This is a genomic window from Streptomyces zaehneri, assembly GCF_032248645.1.
Taxonomy (GTDB): Bacteria; Actinomycetota; Actinomycetes; order Streptomycetales; family Streptomycetaceae; genus Streptomyces; species Streptomyces coriariae.
In genome coordinates this window covers 134,057-151,566 of record NZ_JASTTJ010000003.1, presented here as the reverse complement: position 1 = coordinate 151,566, position 17,510 = coordinate 134,057, and the positions used below count along the sequence as shown (strand labels likewise).

Sequence of the window (17,510 nt, the reverse complement as noted above, 5' to 3'; positions counted from 1 at the left end):
GTCTCTGGGCCTGTCTCTCGGCCTGTTTCTCAGCTGCTGCCGGAAGAGCGGTCGAAAACGGCTTCGACGATGTGCTCGGCGATCGCCATGGAGGCCGTCGCGGCCGGCGAGGGCGCGTTGCGGACGGCGGTGATCCGGCCCACCCGATGGATACGGAAGTCGTCCACGAGGGTGCCGTCCCGGTCCAGGGCCTGGGCGCGCACCCCCGCGCCGCCGCGTACGACGTCCTGGACGCCGACCGCGGGTACGTACAGCTTGGCGTCCTTCATGAAGGCCGCCGCCGAGAACGACCCGCGGTACTCCTTGACGCCGGTGCGCCAGTGCTGGGCCGCCATCCTCCAGACGCCGGGATAGGCGGCGAGGCCGAGCAGGTCCCTCGGGGAGATCCGGGTGCGGGTGTACCCCTCCCTGGCCAGGGCCAGGACCGCGTTGGGGCCGACCTCCACCGAGCCGTCGACGCGCGGCGTGAAGTGGACGCCGAGGAACGGGTAACGGGGGTCCGGCACCGGGTAGATCAGGCCCCGCACCAGGTCAGTCTTCTCCGGCCTGAGCAACATGTACTCGCCACGGAACGGGACGATCCGCGGCTCCCGCCGGTCCTGCGCGAGGCCGGCCACGGTGTCGGAGTGCAGGCCCGCGCACAGGATCAGCCGGTCCACCCGCTCGCGCCGCGGTCCGGAGGCCACCTCGATGCCGCCGGGCACCTCGGTGAGGGAGGTGACCGGGAAGCCCGTCCGCACCTCTCCCCCGGAGCCGGCCACGTCCTCGGCGAAGGCACGGGCGATCGCCGGGTAGTCGGTGATCGCGGTGCGCGGGGAGTACAGGGCCGCGACACCGCCGGCGTTCGGCTCGATCTCGCGGATCTCCTCGCGGGAGACCTTCCGCAGCTCAGGCACATGGTTGTTCCTGGCCCGGTCGTACAGGGCGTTCATCCGGCCGAGCTCGTCCTCGCGGACCGCCACGACCAGTTTGCCGATCTCGCGGTACGGCAGCTCCCGGTCCTCGCAGTACGCGCGGAGCAGGGCCACGCCCCGTACCGTCAGCTCGGCCTTGAGGCTGCCGGGCGTGTAGTAGATGCCGGCGTGCACGACGCCCGAGTTGTGGCCGGTCTGGTGGAGCGCGACCTCCCGCTCCTTCTCGAAGACCACCACCCGGGTGCCGGGCCTGCTCAGGGCGATCTCGCGGGCCGTGGCCAGACCCACGATCCCGGCGCCGACGATGCCGATCGTCTCGTCAGCCATCGGCACCTCCTCTCTCTGTAGTCGCTGCACATGATCGTCAGCCGCCGTAGTGCACGGCGACCGTCTTGACCCGCGTGGAGAAGCGCAGGACTTCCTCTCCCTGCTCCTTGTAGGCCGTGCCCGAGTCGTGGAACCCGCCGAAGGGCAGGTGGACGTCCCAGCCGGTGGTGGTGGAGTTGACCGCGACCTGTCCGCACTCGGCCTCGTCGGCGAAGCGGTGGGCGCGGGACAGGTCGCGGGTGAAGACGGCGGCGGCGAGGCCGAAGCCGGAGTCGTTGACCGCCTCGACGGCCGCGTCGAAGCCGTCGACCGCGCGCAGGACGAGGACCGGCCCGAAGACCTCCTCGCGCCAGATCGCCGCCTTTGGGGTGACGTCCCCGAGCACGGTCGGCTGCACGTAGCAGCCGTGGGCCCGCTCGCCCCCGGTGTCCGCGTGGCCGCCGGTGAGGACGGTGGCGCCCTGCTCGACCGCACCGGCCAGGTCGGCGAGGACGCCGTCGCGCTGCCTGGGGCTGGACAGCGGGCACAGGGTGGTCGCCGGGTCGCTGCCCGGGCCGACCTTCAGCTCCTCGACCTCGGCGACCAGCAGCCGGGTGAACTCCTCGTACACCGGCCGTTCGACGACGACCCGGCTGGTGGCGGTGCAGCGCTGGCCCGCCTGCCCGAACGAAGCCGCCACGACGGCCTTCGCGGCGGCGGGCAGATCGGCGTCCTTCAGCACCACCGAGGCATTCTTGCCGCCCAACTCGCCCTGGAAACGCACGTTGCGGTCGGCGAGGCGGCGACGGATACGGTTTCCGACGGCGTTGGAGCCGGTGAAGGTGATGCCGACGATCCGCGGGTCGTCGAGGAGGGCCTCCTCGATCTCGGCGGTGCGGCCGGTCACCACGTTCAGCACGCCCGCGGGAAGGCCGGCGTCGTGCAGGGCGCGGGCGAAGTGCAGGCCGGAGACCGGCGTCTCGGTGGCCGGCTTGAACACGGCCGCGTTGCCGGTCGCGAGCAGCGGGGCGAGTTTGCGGGCGGGCGTGATCAGCGGGTCGTTCCAGGGGCTGATCACCAGGATCACGCCGATCGGCTCGCGCTGGGTGTGGGTGCGGTGGTTCGGCCGTACGTCGTGCAGGAGGGTGCCGTAGCCCTGGCGGGCGAGACCGGCGTAGTACTCCAGGAAGTCGGCGGACTTGAGGGTCTCGCCGGTCGCCTCGGTCAGGGTCTTGCCGTTCTCCGCCGTCACGTCCGCGGCGATCTCCTCGACCCGTTCGCGGATCAGCCGGGCCGCGTCGGTGAAGATCCTGGCCCGCTCGAAGGGACTGGTGCGCTTCCAGAGCGCGAAGCCGCGCTCGGCGTGGTCGAAGGCACGGGTGACGTCCTTGGCCGTGAGGGCCGGAACGCGGGCGACGGGGGTACGGACGTCGGCGGGGTCGAGGACGTCGATCCATTCGGCGCTCGCCACCCACTCCCCGCCCACGAGGGTTTCCAGGGTACGCATCTCGGGTCACTTCCTTTGTCGGCCAGGGTGCGGACTGTGACGACACACCACGTCAGGGCGGTGCCGCCAGCTCTGCGGCAGCAGGCATTGATTGCGCCGCGCGCGGGTGGGCGCGGGTCTGATCCATGCTGGAATCGGCGGGCCGGAGGCCTGACATCGGTCTTCGCCGACCCACCGAGGAGAACCGGACATGTCCTACGCCGTCGTCGCCCACTACCGCTGCGCCCCCGCCGACGAGAGCGCCGTGCGCGCCGTGCTCCTCCAGGTGCGCGAGCACACCCGTGCCGAGCCGGCGAACGAGGGGTACGAGGTGCACGCGGTCGAGGGGCAGCCCGGCGGATTCCTGTTGTACGAGCGGTACGCCGACCGGGCCGGGTTCGAGGCGCACAAGGCGGCCGAGCACTTCCGGAAGCTGATCGTGGCCGCCGTGTGGCCGCTGCTGACGGACCGGACGGTCACCTTCGCCGAGGCGCTGTAGGGCGAGACGCTGTAGGGCGAGGCCGTGTACGACCCGGGCCGGGCGACTCCCTTGAGTCGCCCGGCCCTTGTCCGTCGCTGTCAGAACTCGTTGCCCCAGACGTAGCGGGCGACCGTCTCCACCAGCACGAGCTTTTTGCGCTGCTCCTGCGTGGTCAGCAGCGGCCGGCTCGCCACGTCGGCGAAGCCCCGGGACGGCGACACCGCCGCGTCCTCGAGGTCCTTGAACTCACCGGCGGCGTCGATGCGGGCCATCACCGTGTCGATGTCCTCGAGTGCGGGCACGGTCGCGTCTACCACGCCCAGGCAGACGTCCCGGTCCTCCGGCAGCGCCCGGACGAGGTCCAGCTCGGCGTCGGTGCCCTGGTCGAAGGGCAGGATCCAGCGATCGGCCGGTACCGCGCCGTACAGCCGTTCGGCGCGCGCCCGGTCCACGGCCCCGGGGGCGGCGAGGCCGGGGGCGAGTCCGATCCGTACGCCCTCGGGACGTGTGTCCAGCCGTACCGCGAGGGCCTCGACGGCGAGGGCGTCCTCGAAGGGCAGCGCGCCAGGGTCGGCCGGGTCCGTCGCCAACTGGCCTAGCAGGAGTGGGTTGTTGAGCTGGATCAGGCGTACGCCCCTGGCCACCAGCAGTTCGATCTCGGCCTGGATGATCTCCGCGAGGGCCTCGCCCAGTTCGCGTGCGGAGGACACCCCGAGGCCGGGGCGGTAGGTGGTCGCGGCGAGGTAGGCCGGCGAGGGCAGCGACACCTTCGGCGCGATCACCGTCAGCGCGGTGAGCCGCTCGGCCGCGTCGGCGAGCAGCGGGCCGTTCGCCTTGGGCAGGGACTCGGCGACCCAGCCGGCCAGTCCGTCCGCACCGACCTCGCCGGTACGGCGGAAACCGGTGACGGCGTCGAGGACGGCGCCGCGGAAGTCCTCGCGGGGGAAGTCGCCGTCGGTGACGACGGTCGAGCGGAGCCGGCGCTGGAAGACGACCGCCTCCTCGACCGCCCTGCGTTCGGCGGCCGCCCGTGCCTGCGGGTCACCGGCCGCGCGGGCGGCGACCAGTTCGGCGGGACGCACCAGGCTGCCGTGGTGGTCGATGCGGTAGTTGAACGTGTCCGCCATGGGTCACGCGTCCTTTCCGGGCCCGGCCGGGCCGCCCGCGACGCCCCAGGCGGCGAACTCCAGCTCGTAGCCGAGGGAGGCGAGCACCTCGTCGGCGATGGTCTGGTCCTCGTCCGCGGTGCCGCCGGCGATGCCGAGGCCGCCGATGATCTCGCCGTCCTTCTTGATGGTGACGCTGCCCTCGGTGGCCATGATGGGCATTGCCGCGCCCGGCAGTTGGGAGAGCTGGGCGAAGAAGACGGGCTGGCTCTCCTGCCACTTCTTCAGCATCGTGCCGGGCCGCTGCATGACGGCCGCGGTGTACGCCTTGGCGCGGGCGATGTCCGGGGTGAGGGGGCGGGCCCCGTCCGGGCGGCGGATGGCGATGGGGAAGCCGCCGGCGTCCACGACGGCGACGCTCACCGCCTTGCCCACGGCCCGGGCCCGCCGGGTGGCGGCCTCGATGATCTCCTCGGCGGCGGCCAGGGTCAGGCTGCTCATACGGCTTCCTTCGGTGCGGTGAGGGTGCGGCGCAGACGGGCGACGGCCTCGTTGTAGGCCTGGGGCGTCTCCCAGTACATGGAGTGCGGGGCGCCCGGGACGATCTCCAGGTGCGATCCGGCGAGCAGTTCGTGGGCGCGGGTCACGGTCCTGACGCTCAGTACGGCGTCCTTCTCGCCCGCGAGGAAGGCGACCTTGACGCCCGAGGCCTCGATCTCCGCCAGGGAGGGGCCGTTGGTGTCGAGGTTGCGCAGGTCCTGCATCCTGGCGACGTTGAAGGTGCCCATCTGCTGGAACAGGAAGGTGAGGTCGGCGCGCTCCCGCTGGAAGGGCTTGGTCAACAGCCGGTCGATGACAGGGAGTTTGACCGCCTCGGCGCGGTCGGCGGCGGCCAGTTCCGTCAGCTCCGGGTGGCTGATGCCGCCCAGCGAGTGGCCGAGGACGACGGCGGAGACACGTTCGGGGCGCAGCAGGGCGGCGCGCAGGGCGGCGACGGAGCCGATGGACTGGCCGACCAGCATGACGTCGGTCAGGTCCGCCTGGTCGAGGACGGCGACGACGTCACCGGGGAAGTCCTGGCCGTCGAACTCCGCCATGGACGAGTCGGATTTGCCGAAACCGCGCAGATCGACGGTGACCACGGTGAACTCGTCGCGCAGCGCGGCGACCTGCTGCCACCAGGCGGCGTGGTGGCCGCCGCTGCCGTGCACGAACAGGATCGCCGGACCGCTGCCGTGGCGCTCGTAGTAGAGGGAGGTGCCGTCGGATTCGGCGAGGGGCATGGGAGGTAACTCCTCAGCGTGGGCCGTCAGTTGGGGCGCTTGGCGTGGTACACGAGTTCGATCATGGTGTGGTCGGGGTCGTGGATGTAGCAGAACTTCGACTGGTTCTCGGGGCGTTGGACGGGCCGGGTGTGCCGGATTCCCAACTCGCCGAGGTGCGCGAGGAAGTCGTCCCAGTCGTCGACCTCGACGGCGAAGTGATAGGGCGCCATGCGCTCCATCTCCTCGACCGGGGTGAAGTGCAGATCGAAGTTGCCGCGGGTCATCAGCACGACCCGGGTGTTCGACTTGGGCATGATCCGCTTCATGCCGAAGACCTTCGTGTACCACTCGGCGGTGCGATCGGGGTCGGTGGTGGGGAAGTTGACGTGGTGGATGTAGCGGGGTTCCGCGCTCATGTCTGGTGTTTCCCTTCGAGGTGAACGGGGTTGGACAGCACGCCGATGCCGCTGATCTCGACCTCCACGGTGTCCCCGGGCTCGATCCCGCAGGTCGACTCGGCGCCCATCCACAGCACGTCCCCGGGCCGCATGGTGATGTGCCGGGTGATCTCGACGATGAAGTCGAAGGGGTCGAAGACCATGTCGCCGGTGGGGAACGAGGCCCGCTCCACGCCGTCGACCCGCAGGGTGGTCGTCTGTGCCAGGGCGTCGACGTCGGTCTCGATCCACGGCCCCATCGGCTTGAAGGTGTCGCTGTTCTTGCTGCGCCAGAAGGTGCGGTCCCGGTGCTGCCAGGTGCGGGCGCTGACGTCGTTGCCGATGGTCCAGCCGAAGACGGCAGTGCGGGCCTCCTCGTAGGAGGCGTGCCGGATCGTGCGGCCGATGACGGCGACGAGTTCGGGCTCGGCCTCGAACCGCCCCTCGACCTGCGCGGGCTTCACGATCGGTGAACGGTGCCCGGTGAGCGCGTTGTTGGCGCGGTAGCCGACCTCCGGGCGGTCCGGCAGGACGGCGGCCGGATTGCCGAGCCGGGCCGCGTGCTCGATGTGCCGGGGGTAGTTCAGTCCGACCGCGTAGAACACGGGCGGGACGACGGGCGGGAGCCAGTCGGCCGTGTCGCGCCGGACGGTCCCGACGACTTCGGGATCCGGCCGGCCGGCGTCGCCTTCCAGGGGGGAGCCGGACAGCAGCTCGACGTGCGTCTCCCCCACCCGGCCCCACCGCGCGCGTCCGTCGACCGAGACTCGTGCGTACCTCATGGCGCCAGCTGGTGGGAGACGCGCTTGGTGACCAGGTAGGCGTCCAGTGCCTCGGGCCCGCCCTCCCGGCCGTATCCGCTGTCCTTGACGCCGCCGGAGGGCGCCTCGTGGACGGAGCCGCCGCAGTGGTTGAGGGAGAGGATCCCGGCCTCCAGCTCGGCGGACAGCTTCTCCGCGGTCACGGCGGAGTCGGTGAAGCCGTAGGCGGCGAGGCCGTACGGCAGCGCGTTCGCGACGGCGAGGGCCTCGTCGAGGTCGCTGAACGGCACGATCGGCGCGATCGGCCCGAACGGCTCCTCGTGCAGCAGTTCCGCGTCCTCGGGGACGTCCGTCAGAACGGTCGGCGCGAAGAAGTATCCGGGCCGGCCGGGCCGCTCGCCGCCGGTGAGGACCTTGGCGCCGCGCGCGACGGCGTCGGCGGTGAGCCGCTCCAGGGACTTCAGCCGGCGTTCGTTGGCCAGCGGGCCCATGGTGGTGCCGGGCTCGAGACCGTCCCCGACGACCACCGCCTCGGCGGCCTTCACGAACGCGGCGGTGAACTCCGCCACGAGGCTCTCGTGGACGAGGAAGCGGCTCGGCGAGGTGCAGACCTGCCCGGCGTTGAGGAACTTCGCCCGGGCGGCCTCGCGGGCGGCCCGCACCGGGTCGGCGTCCGCGCAGACGATCACCGGGGCGTGGCCGCCGAGTTCCATCAGCGACGGCTTCATGACCTGGCCGGCCTGCGCGGCCAGCAGCTTTCCGACCGGCACCGAGCCGGTGAAGGCGACGAGGCGGACCAGCGGGGAGGCGATCAGGTGGGCGGAGACCTCGGCGGGCTCACCGAAGACGAGGTTCAGCACGCCGGCCGGGAGCCCCGCGTCGGTGAGGCAGCGCACCAGTTCCATGGCGGTCGCCGGGGTCTCCTCGGAGGCCTTGATGACGATCGAGCAGCCGGCGGCGAGCGCGGCGGAGATCTTGCGCATCGGGCCGCCCGCCGGGAAGTTCCACGGCACGAAGGCGGCGACCGGGCCGATCGGCTCACGGCGGACGGTCAGTACCGTGCCGGGCTCGGCCGGGATGATCCGGCCGTAGGCGCGGCGGGCGTCGTCGGCGTGCCAGCGCAGGGTGCCGGCCACCCGACGGGCCTCGCCGGTCGCCTCCGCGAGCGGCTTGCCCTGCTCCAGGGTCATGATCCGCCCGACCTCGGCGGCGCGCTCGGTGAGCAGGCCGGCGGCGGCGTGCAGGATGTCGGTGCGCTCGGCCACGGGCGTCGCGCGCCACACCTTGAAGCCGGCCGCGGCGGCTTCGAGCGCGCGGTCCAGGTCGGCGGGGTCGGCCAGGGGTACTTCCCCGATCACCTCCTCGGTGGCCGGGTTCACGATCGGGGCGGTACGTCCGGTGCCGCCCTGGCACCACTCGCCCGCGATGTGAAGGCGGACGGCGGGGTAGCCGTGGTCGGTGGTCATGGGTGGGTGCCCTCTCAGGCTGGGGAGTCGATGGGGCTGAAGCGGCTCAGGAGGCGGTGGTGGCGTCCTGGTCGCGGTTCGTGCGCAGCGCCCAGATGTGATGCGGCGGGGTGGTCTCGTGGACGCGGGTCTCGTAGGCGTCGTCGACGCGGTCCATGTCGGCGGCGTACTCGACGCGGCCCCCGCACGGGGCGTGCAGGAAGCGGAAGACGTTCGAGCCGACGGTGTGGCGGCCGAGCCGACGGGCCTCCCGCCAGCCCTTCTCGATCATGTGGTTGCCGCCTTCGACGACGTCGTCGAAACCGGGCACCTCGTAGGCGATGTGGTTGACGCCGGCCCGGTCCGGGCGGTGGCACAGCAGCATGGTGTGCTGGTCGTCGTCGCCCGGGGCCTGCATGAAGACGCCCATCGGCTCCACGATGTCGGTCGGCCGGAAGCCGAGGACGTCGGTGTAGAAGGCGACGGCCTCGTCCTTGCCCGCCTTGGCGATGTTCAGCGCCACATGGCACATGCGCAGTGGGTACGCGCGCGTGAGCGGCTCCAGCGCGGTGTTCCACCGGTGGACGCCGCCCGTCGCGTTGGCGGGACGGGCGGCGACGGTGACCGGCCTCGGCCGGGCGAGGGTGAGGCCCACGCCGAAGCCGCTGAGGTCGACGGTGTGGAAGACGCCGTCGGCGCTCTCGCGCACCGCGCGCCGGCGGCCGGCGGCCGTGGCCAGGCGGGTGAGCTCCTCCCGGGTGTCGACGCCCCAGACGACCTCGCGCAGGGTGGGTCCGTCCTCCACCGGCGGCGGGAGCAGGGGGCTCGGAGCGGTGTCGAGGTGAAGGGTCTGCCCGGTGCGGGTCTCGAACACGGCGTGTTCTTCGGTCCGCTCCACGAGGAACAGGCCGAAGTCCTCGAAGAACCGGACGCATTCGTCGAGGTCGTCGATGCCGTAGGTGACCGATTCGATTCTCTGGATTCCCATGGATTCCTCGTTTCCGGGTCGCCTGGTGAGCGTAGGTTTGAGGTGGCTGGGGCCTCAATGGCCCTGGCTCCACCAAATGCGCAACTCTTGGTTGCGCCTGCCGTCAGGGCTGCCGGATCGCGGGAATCGGGTTCTGCGAGAACCATTCGGAGAGAAAGTCCAGGAACACGCTGATCTTGCGCGGGGTGTCCTGTCCGGGGCCGTAGATGGCGTACAGCGGGCGGTCGGGTACGGCGAGTTCCGGCAGCAGCACCTTCAGGGCGCCGGAGACGAGGTCGTCGTAGGCCGGGCGCTGCGGGAGCAGGGCGATGCCCCGGCCGTGCACGGCGGCCTTCTGGAGGGCCAGGTAGGAGTTGGACGAGAAGGCGATGTTGCGGATCTTGTGCAGGGTGCTGGCGTGGCCGTGGCCGATGCGCCAGACCGGGTCGTTGACGTGCACCAGGCAGTCGTGGCCCGCGATGTCGTTGGGATGTGCGAGACCGCCCTGGCGTTCGACGTAGTCCGCCGAGCCGCACAGCACGAACGGCAGGGAGGAGATCTTCTTCAGGCGGACGCTGGAATCGCGGAGGTCGCGGGTATGGAAAGCGACGTCGAATCCGCTGTCCAGGAAATCGTAGGTGCGGTCGGACATGCCGCCGAGTTCGAAACGGACCTGAATCTTCGGGTGGGCCGCGGAAAAGGCGGCGATCGCGTCACCCAGGTCCAGGCTGCCTATCCATTTCGGGCAGATGATGCTGAGGGTGCCTTCGGCCCGGTCGTGCGAGTCGGCGAGTGCCGCGTCCTGCGCGTCGATCTCCTCGAGGATGCGGGCGGCGAATTCCGCGTACCTCAGCCCCGGCTCGGTGAGGCTCACCGAGCGGGCGGTGCGGTTGACCAGGCGGACCCCCACCTGCCGTTCCAGCTCGGCCACGTGCCGTGACACCAGCGACCCGGAGGAGCCCAGTTTCTTGGCGGCTCCGTTGAAGCTTCCGGCCTGAGCGACAGTGACGAAACTGTGCATCAGCAGCAAGCGGTCCATGATTCCTCCGATTGCGGCTCCCGCCCGCGGCGTCGAGAACGGGAGCATTCCTGCGGCTCGGGACAACCGGGCGCCGGCAGGCACCGCTTCCCGGTGGGGCCCTCACTTCGGGCAGTACTGGGGTGCCTCGCTCAGGTTGTCCTCGGTGACCAACAGAAGAGGAATGTCGGCAATCTTGTCAACCTTTTCCTTGCCAAGGAGCCCGACGGCGTTCTTGACGGCCGTCTCGCCGATCGTCTTCGCCGAGTTCGAGACGGTGGCGGAGAACGCGCCGCTCTTGACCGCGGCCAGGCCCTCGTCGGTCCCGTTCACGGTGACGATCCTGACGTCCTTCGCGCCGGCCGCGTCGAACGCCTTGCGCACGGCGAAGGCCATCTCCTCGTTGGCGACGAACGCGTAGTCCAGGCCGGGATTGGCCTGGATCATGTTCTCCGCCACGTCCTGGGCCTTCGCGGGATTGAACATGCCCGGCTGGTCGGCGACGACCTTCGCCGTGACCGGGAGAGCGCCCTTGAAGCCGCCCACCAGCAGGTCCGAGGCCGCGCCCGGGGCACCGGCCACGATGCCGACCTGGACCGGCTTCGTGCCCGCGTCCTGGGCGATCCAGCCCGCGTCGAGGCTGCCGACCTTCTCGAGGTCGACGACGGCCGCGCCGAGGATGTCGTCGGCTTCGCTGGTGGACACCGAGGTCAGGTAGATCGGTATGCCCGAGGCCTTCGCCTTGGCGATGTCGCCCTTGAGCGCGTCGACGTTGACCGTCTGCACGATCAGCGCGCTCACGTCGCGGGAGATCATGTCCTCGATGTTGGACAGCTCGGTCCCGGCGTTCTGGTGGGAGTTGGCCGTGTAGACCTTCGCTCCCGCGGTCTTCGCCTGGCCCTCGACGGCTTTCTGCAGACAGCTGTGGAAGCTGGTGTCGCCACCGTTGACGAAGCCGAGGGAGACGCTGTCGGTACTGCCACTGCCGCTGTCGCCGTTGCCGCAGCCGGTCAGCACCAGGGTGGAGCCGGTGACGGTGGCGAACAGTGCCCTGCGCGAACGGGCGGAGAGTCTCATGGGAAACGCCTTTCAGGACGAGGCATGAACGAGCGGGAAGGTCAGTGACGCGCCGAGCCCGAGCGGGCCTTGTGCATCTCGTTGGCGACGGCCGCGACGAGCAGCACGGCGCCGACGGAGACCGGCTGGTAGTTGCTGGAGAAGTCCAGGAGGTTCAGTGCGTTGGCCACCACGCCGAGCAGCACCAGACCGAGAGCGGTGCCGATGACGGTGCCGTGTCCGCCGGCCAGCGAGGTGCCGCCGATGACCACCGCGGCGACCACGGCCAGTTGGAGCGAGAGGCCGGCGGTGCCACCGGGGCTGGAGGAGCCGAGGCGGGACAGCAGCATCAGGCCGGCGAGTCCGGAGAGGGTTCCGGTGAGGCCGTACAGGGTGAGCTTGCGGGCGGTGACGTCGATGCCGCTGAGGCGGGCCACGTGCTCGTTGCCGCCGATGGCGAAGGCGTCCCGGCCGAACACGGTGAACCGCATGACGAGCGCCGTCGCGACCAGCACCAGGACGGCGACGACCAGCAGATACGGCACCCCGAGCACCTTGTCGTTGCCGAGGGCGGACATCCGGGTGCCGATGGGGATGGTGGAGCCGTCGTGGACCAGGAGTGCGACGCCGTCGAGCAGGGTGGCCGAGGCCAGCGTCACGACGAACGGGGCCACGTTGGTGAAGGTCACCACCAGCCCGTTGACGAGTCCGATGGCGGTGCCGAGCAGCAGCGCGACGACCACGGCGTAACCGGTGGGCCGGCCGTCGGCGAGCAGTTTCGCCGACACGGCGGCCGTGACGGCGACGTTGCTGCCCATCGAGAAGTCCATGCCGCCCGCGGTCATCAGCAGGGTGAGTCCGGCGGCCAGCACCGCGTTGACGCTGACCTGGCCGAGGATGTTGACGATGTTGCGGTCGGTGGCGAACGTCTCGCTCTGCGCGGCGGTGAACACCACGACGAGGACGAGCACGGCGATCAGACCGGCGTGCGGCAGATCGCGCGCCTTGGCCGGCCAGAGACGGGACTTGGGCGCCTCGGGCGGGTCGGACACGCCGGGGGCATCGGTAAGTGTCTTAACGCTCACTGCGGTTGTCCTCCGAGGGCCGTGGCGACGAGTTCGTCGCGGGTGATGGCGGTGATGTCGTGTTCGGCGACCGTGCGGCCGGCGCTCACGACGACGACCCGGTCGGCCAGCCGCATGACCTCCTCGGCGGAGGAGGAGGCGAGCAGTACGGCCACTCCCCGGGAGGCGAGGTCGTCGAGGAGGGTGTGGATGTCGGCCATGGCCGCGATGTCCACGCCGTTGGTGGGGTCCTCCAGGAAGCACGCGGCCGGTGAGGTCTCCAGCCACTTGCCCAGCAGCACCTTCTGCTGGTTGCCGCCCGACAGCGCGCCGACCGGCGGGTTCCCGGCCAGCGCTCTGACTCCGTAGCTGTGCCGCAACGGGGCGGCCCGGCGGGCCAGTTGACCGCGCAGGTGCAGCCGGCGGCGCGCGAACCGGTCGTCGGCGAGCATCAGGTTCTCGTCCAGCGACATGCCCGGGACCAGGCCCAGCGAGCGGCGGTCGCCGGTGACGCAGCGCAGACCGCTGGCGAGCGAGGCCGGGACCCGGCCGAAGGGCACGGCCCGGCCGTCGACGTGCAGCTCGCCGCTCTGCGGGCGCTGCCGTCCGGACAGCAGGTCGAACAGCCGGGACTGGGCGTCCCCGGCGGGCCCGAGGACGGCGACGATCTCGCCCCTGCGCACCTCGACGGTGAAGTCCCGGATGGCCCGGCCCTGACTCAACCCCCTCACTGCGAGGCCGACTTCGTCCTTCGGCGTGGGGCGTTCGGGGCGGGTGGAGACGACGTCCCGGCCGACCATGGCGCGCACCAGTCCCGCGTCGTCCAGCTCGGCGGCCGGCGCGCTCGTCACGACGGCCCCGTCCCGCAGCACCGTGAGGCGGTCGGCGACGGCCATGACCTCGTCGATGTAGTGCGAGATGTAGACGACGGCGACGCCCTCGTCGCGCAGGGTGCGCACCAGGGCGCGGATCCGGTGGGCGTCCTTGGCGCTCAGACACGCGGTCGGCTCGTCCAGGATCAGCACCCGGCCGCCGCGCCGGACCTCACGGGCCACCTCCACCATGGTCTGCTCGGCGACGGTGAGCGAACCGGCGGCCCGCTCCACGTCGATGGCGATGCCCAGGGCGGCCAGCGCCGTGCGGGCCTCCTCCCGGACGGCCTTCCAGCGCACGGCGCGCCCCCGCGTGGGCAGGTCGCCGAGCAGGATGTTCTCGGCGACGCTCAGGCCCATCGCCAGCTCGCGGCGCTGCGGCACCGAGGAGATGCCCAGCCTGCGCGCCCTGCGCACACTCAGCCCGTGCTGTTCCTGCCCGTCGACCTCGATCGTGCCGGCGTCGGCCTGGTGGACGCCGGACAGCACCTGGACGAGGGTCGACTTGCCGGCGCCGTTCATGCCCATCAGGGCGTGCACCTCGCCGGGGTACAGGTCGAGGTCGACGCCTTTCAGCGCGGCCGCCCCGCCGAAGCTCTTGGTGACGCCCCGGGCGCGCAGTACGGCGGTCACGGCCGGTCGCCCTCGGGGGCCACACGTCCGTAGCCGCGGATGTCGGGGAAGGGGGGCTCCTTGTCGGCCTGGAGGTCCACCTGGAAGGTGTTCAGGCACATGCCGAGCATGGTGAAGTTGCCGAGCGCGCCGATGGTGTCCACCAGGCCCTTGGAGCCGAAGTGCGCCAGTGCCGCCGCGAAGGTGGCGTCGGTGACGAAGTGATCGTCGAGGATCTCCCGGCAGAACCGGTAGAAGGCCTGGTCGGCCGCGTTGTCGAAGACGGCCTCGCGCTTCTCGGCGATCGCCTGCACGGCGGCCGGCGGAATGCCGGCCTCGACGGCCTGGTGCACATGGGCGTTCCAGGAGTACTGGGCGTCCCAGTTGCGGGCGGCCATCAGCAGGGTCAGCTCGCGCAGGTGCTTGGGCAGCGAGCAGTCGAAGCGGGCGAACGCGCCGAGCGACTCGGCCCGTTCGCACATCTGCGGGCTGTGCAGCCAGACCCGGAAGGGACCGCGCACCGCGCCACGGCGGCCGGCGATCCGCGCGGCCAGCTCCTGCTGCCGCGCATCCATTTCCTCTTCGTCGAGAACGGGGAGCCTCATCCGGCCGATACCTGCCTTTTCTTTCCGGCGCATTACGGGCACGGGTCGTGGATCCGTGCGGTGTCCGGTGAAGGTACAGCCGTGTCCGAGAAGCTCACCCACCTCGGAACGCAACGTAAAACTGCACGCCGGATGCCCCCCGTTCGCCGGGCGGCGACCTAACGTCGTCCGACATGACCACCATCATCAAGGCCGCGTCCGTCCCGCTGCTCGACCGCGGCGGCGCGGTCGTGACGACACCGCTCGTCACGACCGCGTCGGCGAACGGGGAGAACCGGATCACCAGCGGGATGAGCGTCTACCCCGTCGGATCCGGGGCCCCGCTGCACTCGCACAACTGCGACGAGCACGTGACGATCCTCGAGGGCGAGGCGGAGGTGTGGGTGGACGGCGAGGTGACGAAGCTGGAGCGGTTCGACACCACGTACGTGCCGTCCCCGATCCCCCACCTGTTCCGCAACACCGGGGACGTCCCGCTGCGGATCCTGTGGGTGTACTCCTCGGGCCGTGTGACGCGCACGTTCACCGAGACCGGCCGGACGGTGGAGCACCTGTCGGCGGAAGACCAGATGGGCTCCGACGACTGAGCACGGGCCGCCCCGTCAGCGCACCGACGCCGTGGCCGCCTCCGCGATGACCGCGGCGACGGCGGCCGGCTGCTCGACGAGGAGGAGGTGCCCGGCGTCGGGCACGGTGACCATGCGCACGCGCGGACAGGCCTCTAGGCCCTGCCGCTCGTCGGCCGTCAGGCCGATCCCGTCGCGGTCGCCGCGCACCACCCAGGCGGGTACCCCGGACCCGCACAGCCTCGGCACCAGCGACGGATACCGGTCCAGGTACGCGTAGTAGCCCCGGACGATGCGGCGACAGGTCGCCGGATCGTTGCCGCCCATGTCCGCCGCCAGCGCTTCGGCGCGGTGCGGCGGCATTTCGCGTCTCATGGACCGCGGCACCAGCGTGATCATGGCCTTCCAGGCCGCGGCACCGACCCCGGGCACCCGGCCCACGGCGTTCAGCACGGTCAGGAACCTGGCCTCGTCGCCCCGCGAGAAGGTCGGCGACAGCAGCACCAGCGGGCCGTTGAACAGGCCCTGTGCTGCCATTTCCAGCGCGACGTTCGCGCCGAGGCTGTGCCCGACGACCGCGTCGCAGCCGGCGTCGGCGGCGAAGCCGGCCATCAGCCGGGCGTAGTGCTCCATGGACACGTCCTCGGGCGCCTCGGTGCGGCCGAAGCCCGGCTGCGTCGCCGCGACCATGCCCAGCCCCGCCACCGCCGGCTCGGCCATGACGTCCGCGTAGAACTCGGTCGTGCACAGGCCGCCCGGAATCATCAGCACCCGGTGCGGGGCGTTCGTGGCGCCCGCCCGGCGGATCTCCCAGCGCTCACCCATACCTCGAGCGTGCGGCCGGACGGGCCTCGCCGCACCCCGGGCGGACGGCGCCGGACAGCGCAGGCGACCGCGGCTTCCCAGGGGCGCGGGGAACCGCGCGACCAGCCCCCGCGGAGCCGCGGTCGGCGAACTCCCGCGGCCCCCGGCGTGGCGGGCGCCGGACATGCCGGACGCCGGCCCCCGCACCTCGTGCGGTGGCCGGCGTCCGTCCTTGCCCCCGGTGACAGCCGTGCGCCTGTGCGCTCGCTCAGTGGGCGCCCACCAGCTCCTGGTCGGCGCCGCGCGGGGTCTGCCGGGAGGTGCGCAGCGCGGCGATGCCGATGAAGACCATGGACGACAGGCCGGCGATCGCGAACGCGGTGAAGCCCCGGTCGCCCTGGTTCGAGGCGAGCAGCTGGCCGCCCAGCCACGGGCCGAAGACGGCGCCGAAGCGGCCCATGCCGGAGGTCCAGCCGACGGCGGTGGCCCGGTTGTCCGCGTGGGAGCGGATGGAGACCGTCGCGTAGATCATCGTCTGGGCGCTGTTGAGGAAGACGCCGGTGAAGAAGACGACGATCATGGTCACGCTCATCGGCATGTGGACGCTGAGCAGGAACACGCCGGCGGCGGTCAGCGCGAACCAGACCGCGGAGATGCGCGGGGCGCCGAACCGGTCGGCGGCGCGCCCGGCGACCAGCATGCCCACGATGCCGCCGAGGTTGAAGACGACGACGAAGGACAGGGCCGAGCCGAGCTCGTAGCCCTCGGCGCGCATCAGGGTGGGCAGCCAGGTGGCGACGCCGTAGACGAGGAGGAGACCGCCGAAGGAGGCCAGCCAGTACAGCAGGGTCTGGGTCCACTCGCCGCCGCGGAAGAGGTCCTTCAGCGCGTTCCAGCGGTCGCCCGCGCCCTGCTTGCCGGACTTGTCGGCGGGCAGCTCGACGTCGTAGCGGGTGGCCAGCTCGCGGGCCTCGTCGGCGCGGCCCTTGGCGACGAGGAAGCTCAGCGACTCGGGCAGCAGCTTGGCGAGCACCGGCGCGAAGAGCAGCGGGAGCACGCACACCCAGAACGCGGCGCGCCAGCCGACCGGGTCGATGAGCCACTTGGCGACGTAGGCGGAGAGGATGCCGCCGGCGTGGTGGGCGGTCATCAGCAGGCCGATGACGATGGCGCCGCGACCGCGCGGGGCGTAGTCGGAGACCATGCTGATCGCGGTGGGCAGCAGGCCGCCGAGGCCGACGCCCGCCAGGGTCCGGCCGAGGCCGAAGACCTCGACGCTGCCCGCCATGGCGCACACGCCGGAGGCGAGCGAGAAGAGGATCACGCAGCCGACCATCAGCTTCTTGCGCCCGATCCGGTCGGCGACGGTGCCCGCCGTCAGGGCGCCGATCAGCATGCCGAAGGTGGCGTAGCTGCCGAGGTCGCCGGCCGTGTCCGGGGTGAGGCCGAAGGTCTTCGTCTCCAGCAGGTGCGGCAGCACCGAGCCGTAGATGAACATGTCGAGGCCGTCGAAGAGCACGGCCAGCCAGCACAGACCGACGACCAGGAGGGCCAGTCTGCTGCCGCGGGCGGACAGCGCGGGGGAGGAGGACATCGTTGTTTTCCTCTCGTCCAGGAGGCGTTCCCTGGAGGGGACGAGTGAAGAGGGCCGGCGCGGCTCGTGCGGCTGACCCGGTGTGCGCAAGACGCTAAGGATCAGCCCGAAGAGAGTCAACACTTTTGTCAACAATCTCATCGACAATCGG

18 protein-coding genes are annotated in these 17,510 nt (G+C 71.4%); 2 read left to right on the top strand and 16 right to left on the bottom strand.

Annotation, left to right across the window (positions count from 1 at the left end; translation table 11 throughout):
• Positions 1–29: 29 nt before the first annotated feature.
• A complete protein-coding gene (gene lhgO / locus QQM72_RS06360) occupies positions 30–1,241 on the bottom strand; it encodes an L-2-hydroxyglutarate oxidase (protein WP_314219788.1) in 1,212 nt (403 codons plus the stop codon).
• 37 nt (positions 1,242–1,278) lie between these two features.
• Positions 1,279–2,727: an aldehyde dehydrogenase family protein gene (locus tag QQM72_RS06355; protein ID WP_314219787.1), complete on the bottom strand. Its 1,449-nt coding sequence runs from the start codon at positions 2,725–2,727 to the stop codon at positions 1,279–1,281.
• Positions 2,728–2,917: 190 nt separating this feature from the next.
• Here QQM72_RS06355 and QQM72_RS06350 point away from each other — a divergent pair, with 190 nt between their 5' ends.
• The gene (locus QQM72_RS06350; RefSeq protein ID WP_314219786.1) at positions 2,918–3,205 is read left to right on the top strand and encodes a putative quinol monooxygenase; all 288 of its coding nucleotides are present in this window, start codon (positions 2,918–2,920) and stop codon (positions 3,203–3,205) included.
• 80 nt (positions 3,206–3,285) lie between these two features.
• On the opposite strand, the gene QQM72_RS06345 is transcribed toward QQM72_RS06350, so the two are convergent.
• The 12 genes from QQM72_RS06345 to QQM72_RS06290 all read right to left on the bottom strand — a co-directional run bounded on the left by QQM72_RS06345 (position 3,286) and on the right by QQM72_RS06290 (position 14,365).
• Complete coding sequence (locus tag QQM72_RS06345; protein WP_314219785.1) at positions 3,286–4,314, bottom strand: methionine synthase II (cobalamin-independent)-like protein; 1,029 nt, start codon at positions 4,312–4,314, stop codon at positions 3,286–3,288.
• Between the two features lie 3 nt (positions 4,315–4,317).
• On the bottom strand, positions 4,318–4,794 hold the full coding sequence (locus tag QQM72_RS06340) for a GlcG/HbpS family heme-binding protein (protein ID WP_314219784.1): 477 nt from the start codon (positions 4,792–4,794) through the stop codon (positions 4,318–4,320).
• Positions 4,791–5,576, bottom strand: a complete 786-nt coding sequence (locus tag QQM72_RS06335) for an alpha/beta fold hydrolase (protein WP_314219783.1) — start codon at positions 5,574–5,576, stop codon at positions 4,791–4,793. The genes QQM72_RS06340 and QQM72_RS06335 overlap by 4 nt, the downstream gene beginning before the upstream one ends.
• A gap of 26 nt (positions 5,577–5,602) precedes the next feature.
• Entirely contained in the window at positions 5,603–5,974 is a 372-nt protein-coding gene (locus QQM72_RS06330) for a VOC family protein (protein ID WP_314219782.1), read from the bottom strand.
• Complete coding sequence (locus tag QQM72_RS06325) at positions 5,971–6,777, bottom strand: fumarylacetoacetate hydrolase family protein (protein WP_314219781.1); 807 nt, start codon at positions 6,775–6,777, stop codon at positions 5,971–5,973. The genes QQM72_RS06330 and QQM72_RS06325 overlap by 4 nt, the downstream gene beginning before the upstream one ends.
• Positions 6,774–8,222, bottom strand: a complete 1,449-nt coding sequence (locus QQM72_RS06320; RefSeq protein WP_314219780.1) for an NAD-dependent succinate-semialdehyde dehydrogenase — start codon at positions 8,220–8,222, stop codon at positions 6,774–6,776. The genes QQM72_RS06325 and QQM72_RS06320 overlap by 4 nt, the downstream gene beginning before the upstream one ends.
• Positions 8,223–8,268: 46 nt before the next feature.
• Positions 8,269–9,189 carry a VOC family protein gene (locus tag QQM72_RS06315; protein WP_314219779.1) on the bottom strand — a complete coding sequence of 307 codons (921 nt, stop codon included), beginning with the start codon at positions 9,187–9,189 and terminating at the stop codon, positions 8,269–8,271.
• A 103-nt stretch (positions 9,190–9,292) separates the two neighbouring features.
• The gene (locus QQM72_RS06310) at positions 9,293–10,207 is read right to left on the bottom strand and encodes a LysR family transcriptional regulator (RefSeq protein WP_314219778.1); all 915 of its coding nucleotides are present in this window, start codon (positions 10,205–10,207) and stop codon (positions 9,293–9,295) included.
• Between the two features lie 102 nt (positions 10,208–10,309).
• Complete coding sequence (locus QQM72_RS06305) at positions 10,310–11,263, bottom strand: sugar ABC transporter substrate-binding protein (RefSeq protein WP_314219777.1); 954 nt, start codon at positions 11,261–11,263, stop codon at positions 10,310–10,312.
• A 41-nt stretch (positions 11,264–11,304) separates the two neighbouring features.
• The gene (locus tag QQM72_RS06300) at positions 11,305–12,294 is read right to left on the bottom strand and encodes an ABC transporter permease (RefSeq protein ID WP_314219775.1); all 990 of its coding nucleotides are present in this window, start codon (positions 12,292–12,294) and stop codon (positions 11,305–11,307) included.
• Between the two features lie 29 nt (positions 12,295–12,323).
• The gene (locus QQM72_RS06295) at positions 12,324–13,811 is read right to left on the bottom strand and encodes a sugar ABC transporter ATP-binding protein (protein WP_314219774.1); all 1,488 of its coding nucleotides are present in this window, start codon (positions 13,809–13,811) and stop codon (positions 12,324–12,326) included.
• The gene (locus QQM72_RS06290) at positions 13,808–14,365 is read right to left on the bottom strand and encodes a carboxymuconolactone decarboxylase family protein (RefSeq protein WP_314220137.1); all 558 of its coding nucleotides are present in this window, start codon (positions 14,363–14,365) and stop codon (positions 13,808–13,810) included. Before QQM72_RS06290 ends, QQM72_RS06295 begins: the two co-directional genes overlap by 4 nt.
• Before the next feature lie 203 nt (positions 14,366–14,568).
• Between QQM72_RS06290 and QQM72_RS06285 the strand changes: the two genes are divergently transcribed.
• Positions 14,569–14,982 carry a cupin domain-containing protein gene (locus QQM72_RS06285; protein WP_314219773.1) on the top strand — a complete coding sequence of 138 codons (414 nt, stop codon included), beginning with the start codon at positions 14,569–14,571 and terminating at the stop codon, positions 14,980–14,982.
• Positions 14,983–14,997: 15 nt separating this feature from the next.
• Here the strand turns inward: QQM72_RS06285 and QQM72_RS06280 are convergent, their stop codons facing one another.
• Together QQM72_RS06280 and QQM72_RS06275 are read right to left on the bottom strand one after the other, a co-directional pair.
• Positions 14,998–15,786, bottom strand: a complete 789-nt coding sequence (locus QQM72_RS06280) for an alpha/beta fold hydrolase (RefSeq protein WP_314219772.1) — start codon at positions 15,784–15,786, stop codon at positions 14,998–15,000.
• Positions 15,787–16,033: 247 nt separating this feature from the next.
• Complete coding sequence (locus QQM72_RS06275) at positions 16,034–17,359, bottom strand: MFS transporter (RefSeq protein WP_314219771.1); 1,326 nt, start codon at positions 17,357–17,359, stop codon at positions 16,034–16,036.
• Positions 17,360–17,510: the final 151 nt, after the last annotated feature.

What these genes read in the sequence shown, in the direction of transcription:
- QQM72_RS06290 (WP_314220137.1), bottom strand. Translation starts at nt 14,365, where the DNA reads ATGGATGCGCGGCAGCAGGAGCTGGCCGCGCGGATCGCCGGCCGCCGT.
- QQM72_RS06275 (WP_314219771.1), bottom strand. Translation starts at nt 17,359, where the DNA reads ATGTCCTCCTCCCCCGCGCTGTCCGCCCGCGGCAGCAGACTGGCCCTC.
- QQM72_RS06310 (WP_314219778.1), bottom strand. Translation starts at nt 10,207, where the DNA reads ATGGACCGCTTGCTGCTGATGCACAGTTTCGTCACTGTCGCTCAGGCC.
- QQM72_RS06320 (WP_314219780.1), bottom strand. Translation starts at nt 8,222, where the DNA reads ATGACCACCGACCACGGCTACCCCGCCGTCCGCCTTCACATCGCGGGC.
- QQM72_RS06325 (WP_314219781.1), bottom strand. Translation starts at nt 6,777, where the DNA reads ATGAGGTACGCACGAGTCTCGGTCGACGGACGCGCGCGGTGGGGCCGG.
- QQM72_RS06280 (WP_314219772.1), bottom strand. Translation starts at nt 15,786, where the DNA reads ATGGGTGAGCGCTGGGAGATCCGCCGGGCGGGCGCCACGAACGCCCCG.
- QQM72_RS06340 (WP_314219784.1), bottom strand. Translation starts at nt 4,794, where the DNA reads ATGAGCAGCCTGACCCTGGCCGCCGCCGAGGAGATCATCGAGGCCGCC.
- QQM72_RS06330 (WP_314219782.1), bottom strand. Translation starts at nt 5,974, where the DNA reads ATGAGCGCGGAACCCCGCTACATCCACCACGTCAACTTCCCCACCACC.
- QQM72_RS06305 (WP_314219777.1), bottom strand. Translation starts at nt 11,263, where the DNA reads ATGAGACTCTCCGCCCGTTCGCGCAGGGCACTGTTCGCCACCGTCACC.
- QQM72_RS06355 (WP_314219787.1), bottom strand. Translation starts at nt 2,727, where the DNA reads ATGCGTACCCTGGAAACCCTCGTGGGCGGGGAGTGGGTGGCGAGCGCC.
- QQM72_RS06285 (WP_314219773.1), top strand. Translation starts at nt 14,569, where the DNA reads ATGACCACCATCATCAAGGCCGCGTCCGTCCCGCTGCTCGACCGCGGC.
- QQM72_RS06350 (WP_314219786.1), top strand. Translation starts at nt 2,918, where the DNA reads ATGTCCTACGCCGTCGTCGCCCACTACCGCTGCGCCCCCGCCGACGAG.
- QQM72_RS06335 (WP_314219783.1), bottom strand. Translation starts at nt 5,576, where the DNA reads ATGCCCCTCGCCGAATCCGACGGCACCTCCCTCTACTACGAGCGCCAC.
- QQM72_RS06315 (WP_314219779.1), bottom strand. Translation starts at nt 9,189, where the DNA reads ATGGGAATCCAGAGAATCGAATCGGTCACCTACGGCATCGACGACCTC.
- QQM72_RS06345 (WP_314219785.1), bottom strand. Translation starts at nt 4,314, where the DNA reads ATGGCGGACACGTTCAACTACCGCATCGACCACCACGGCAGCCTGGTG.
- lhgO (WP_314219788.1), bottom strand. Translation starts at nt 1,241, where the DNA reads ATGGCTGACGAGACGATCGGCATCGTCGGCGCCGGGATCGTGGGTCTG.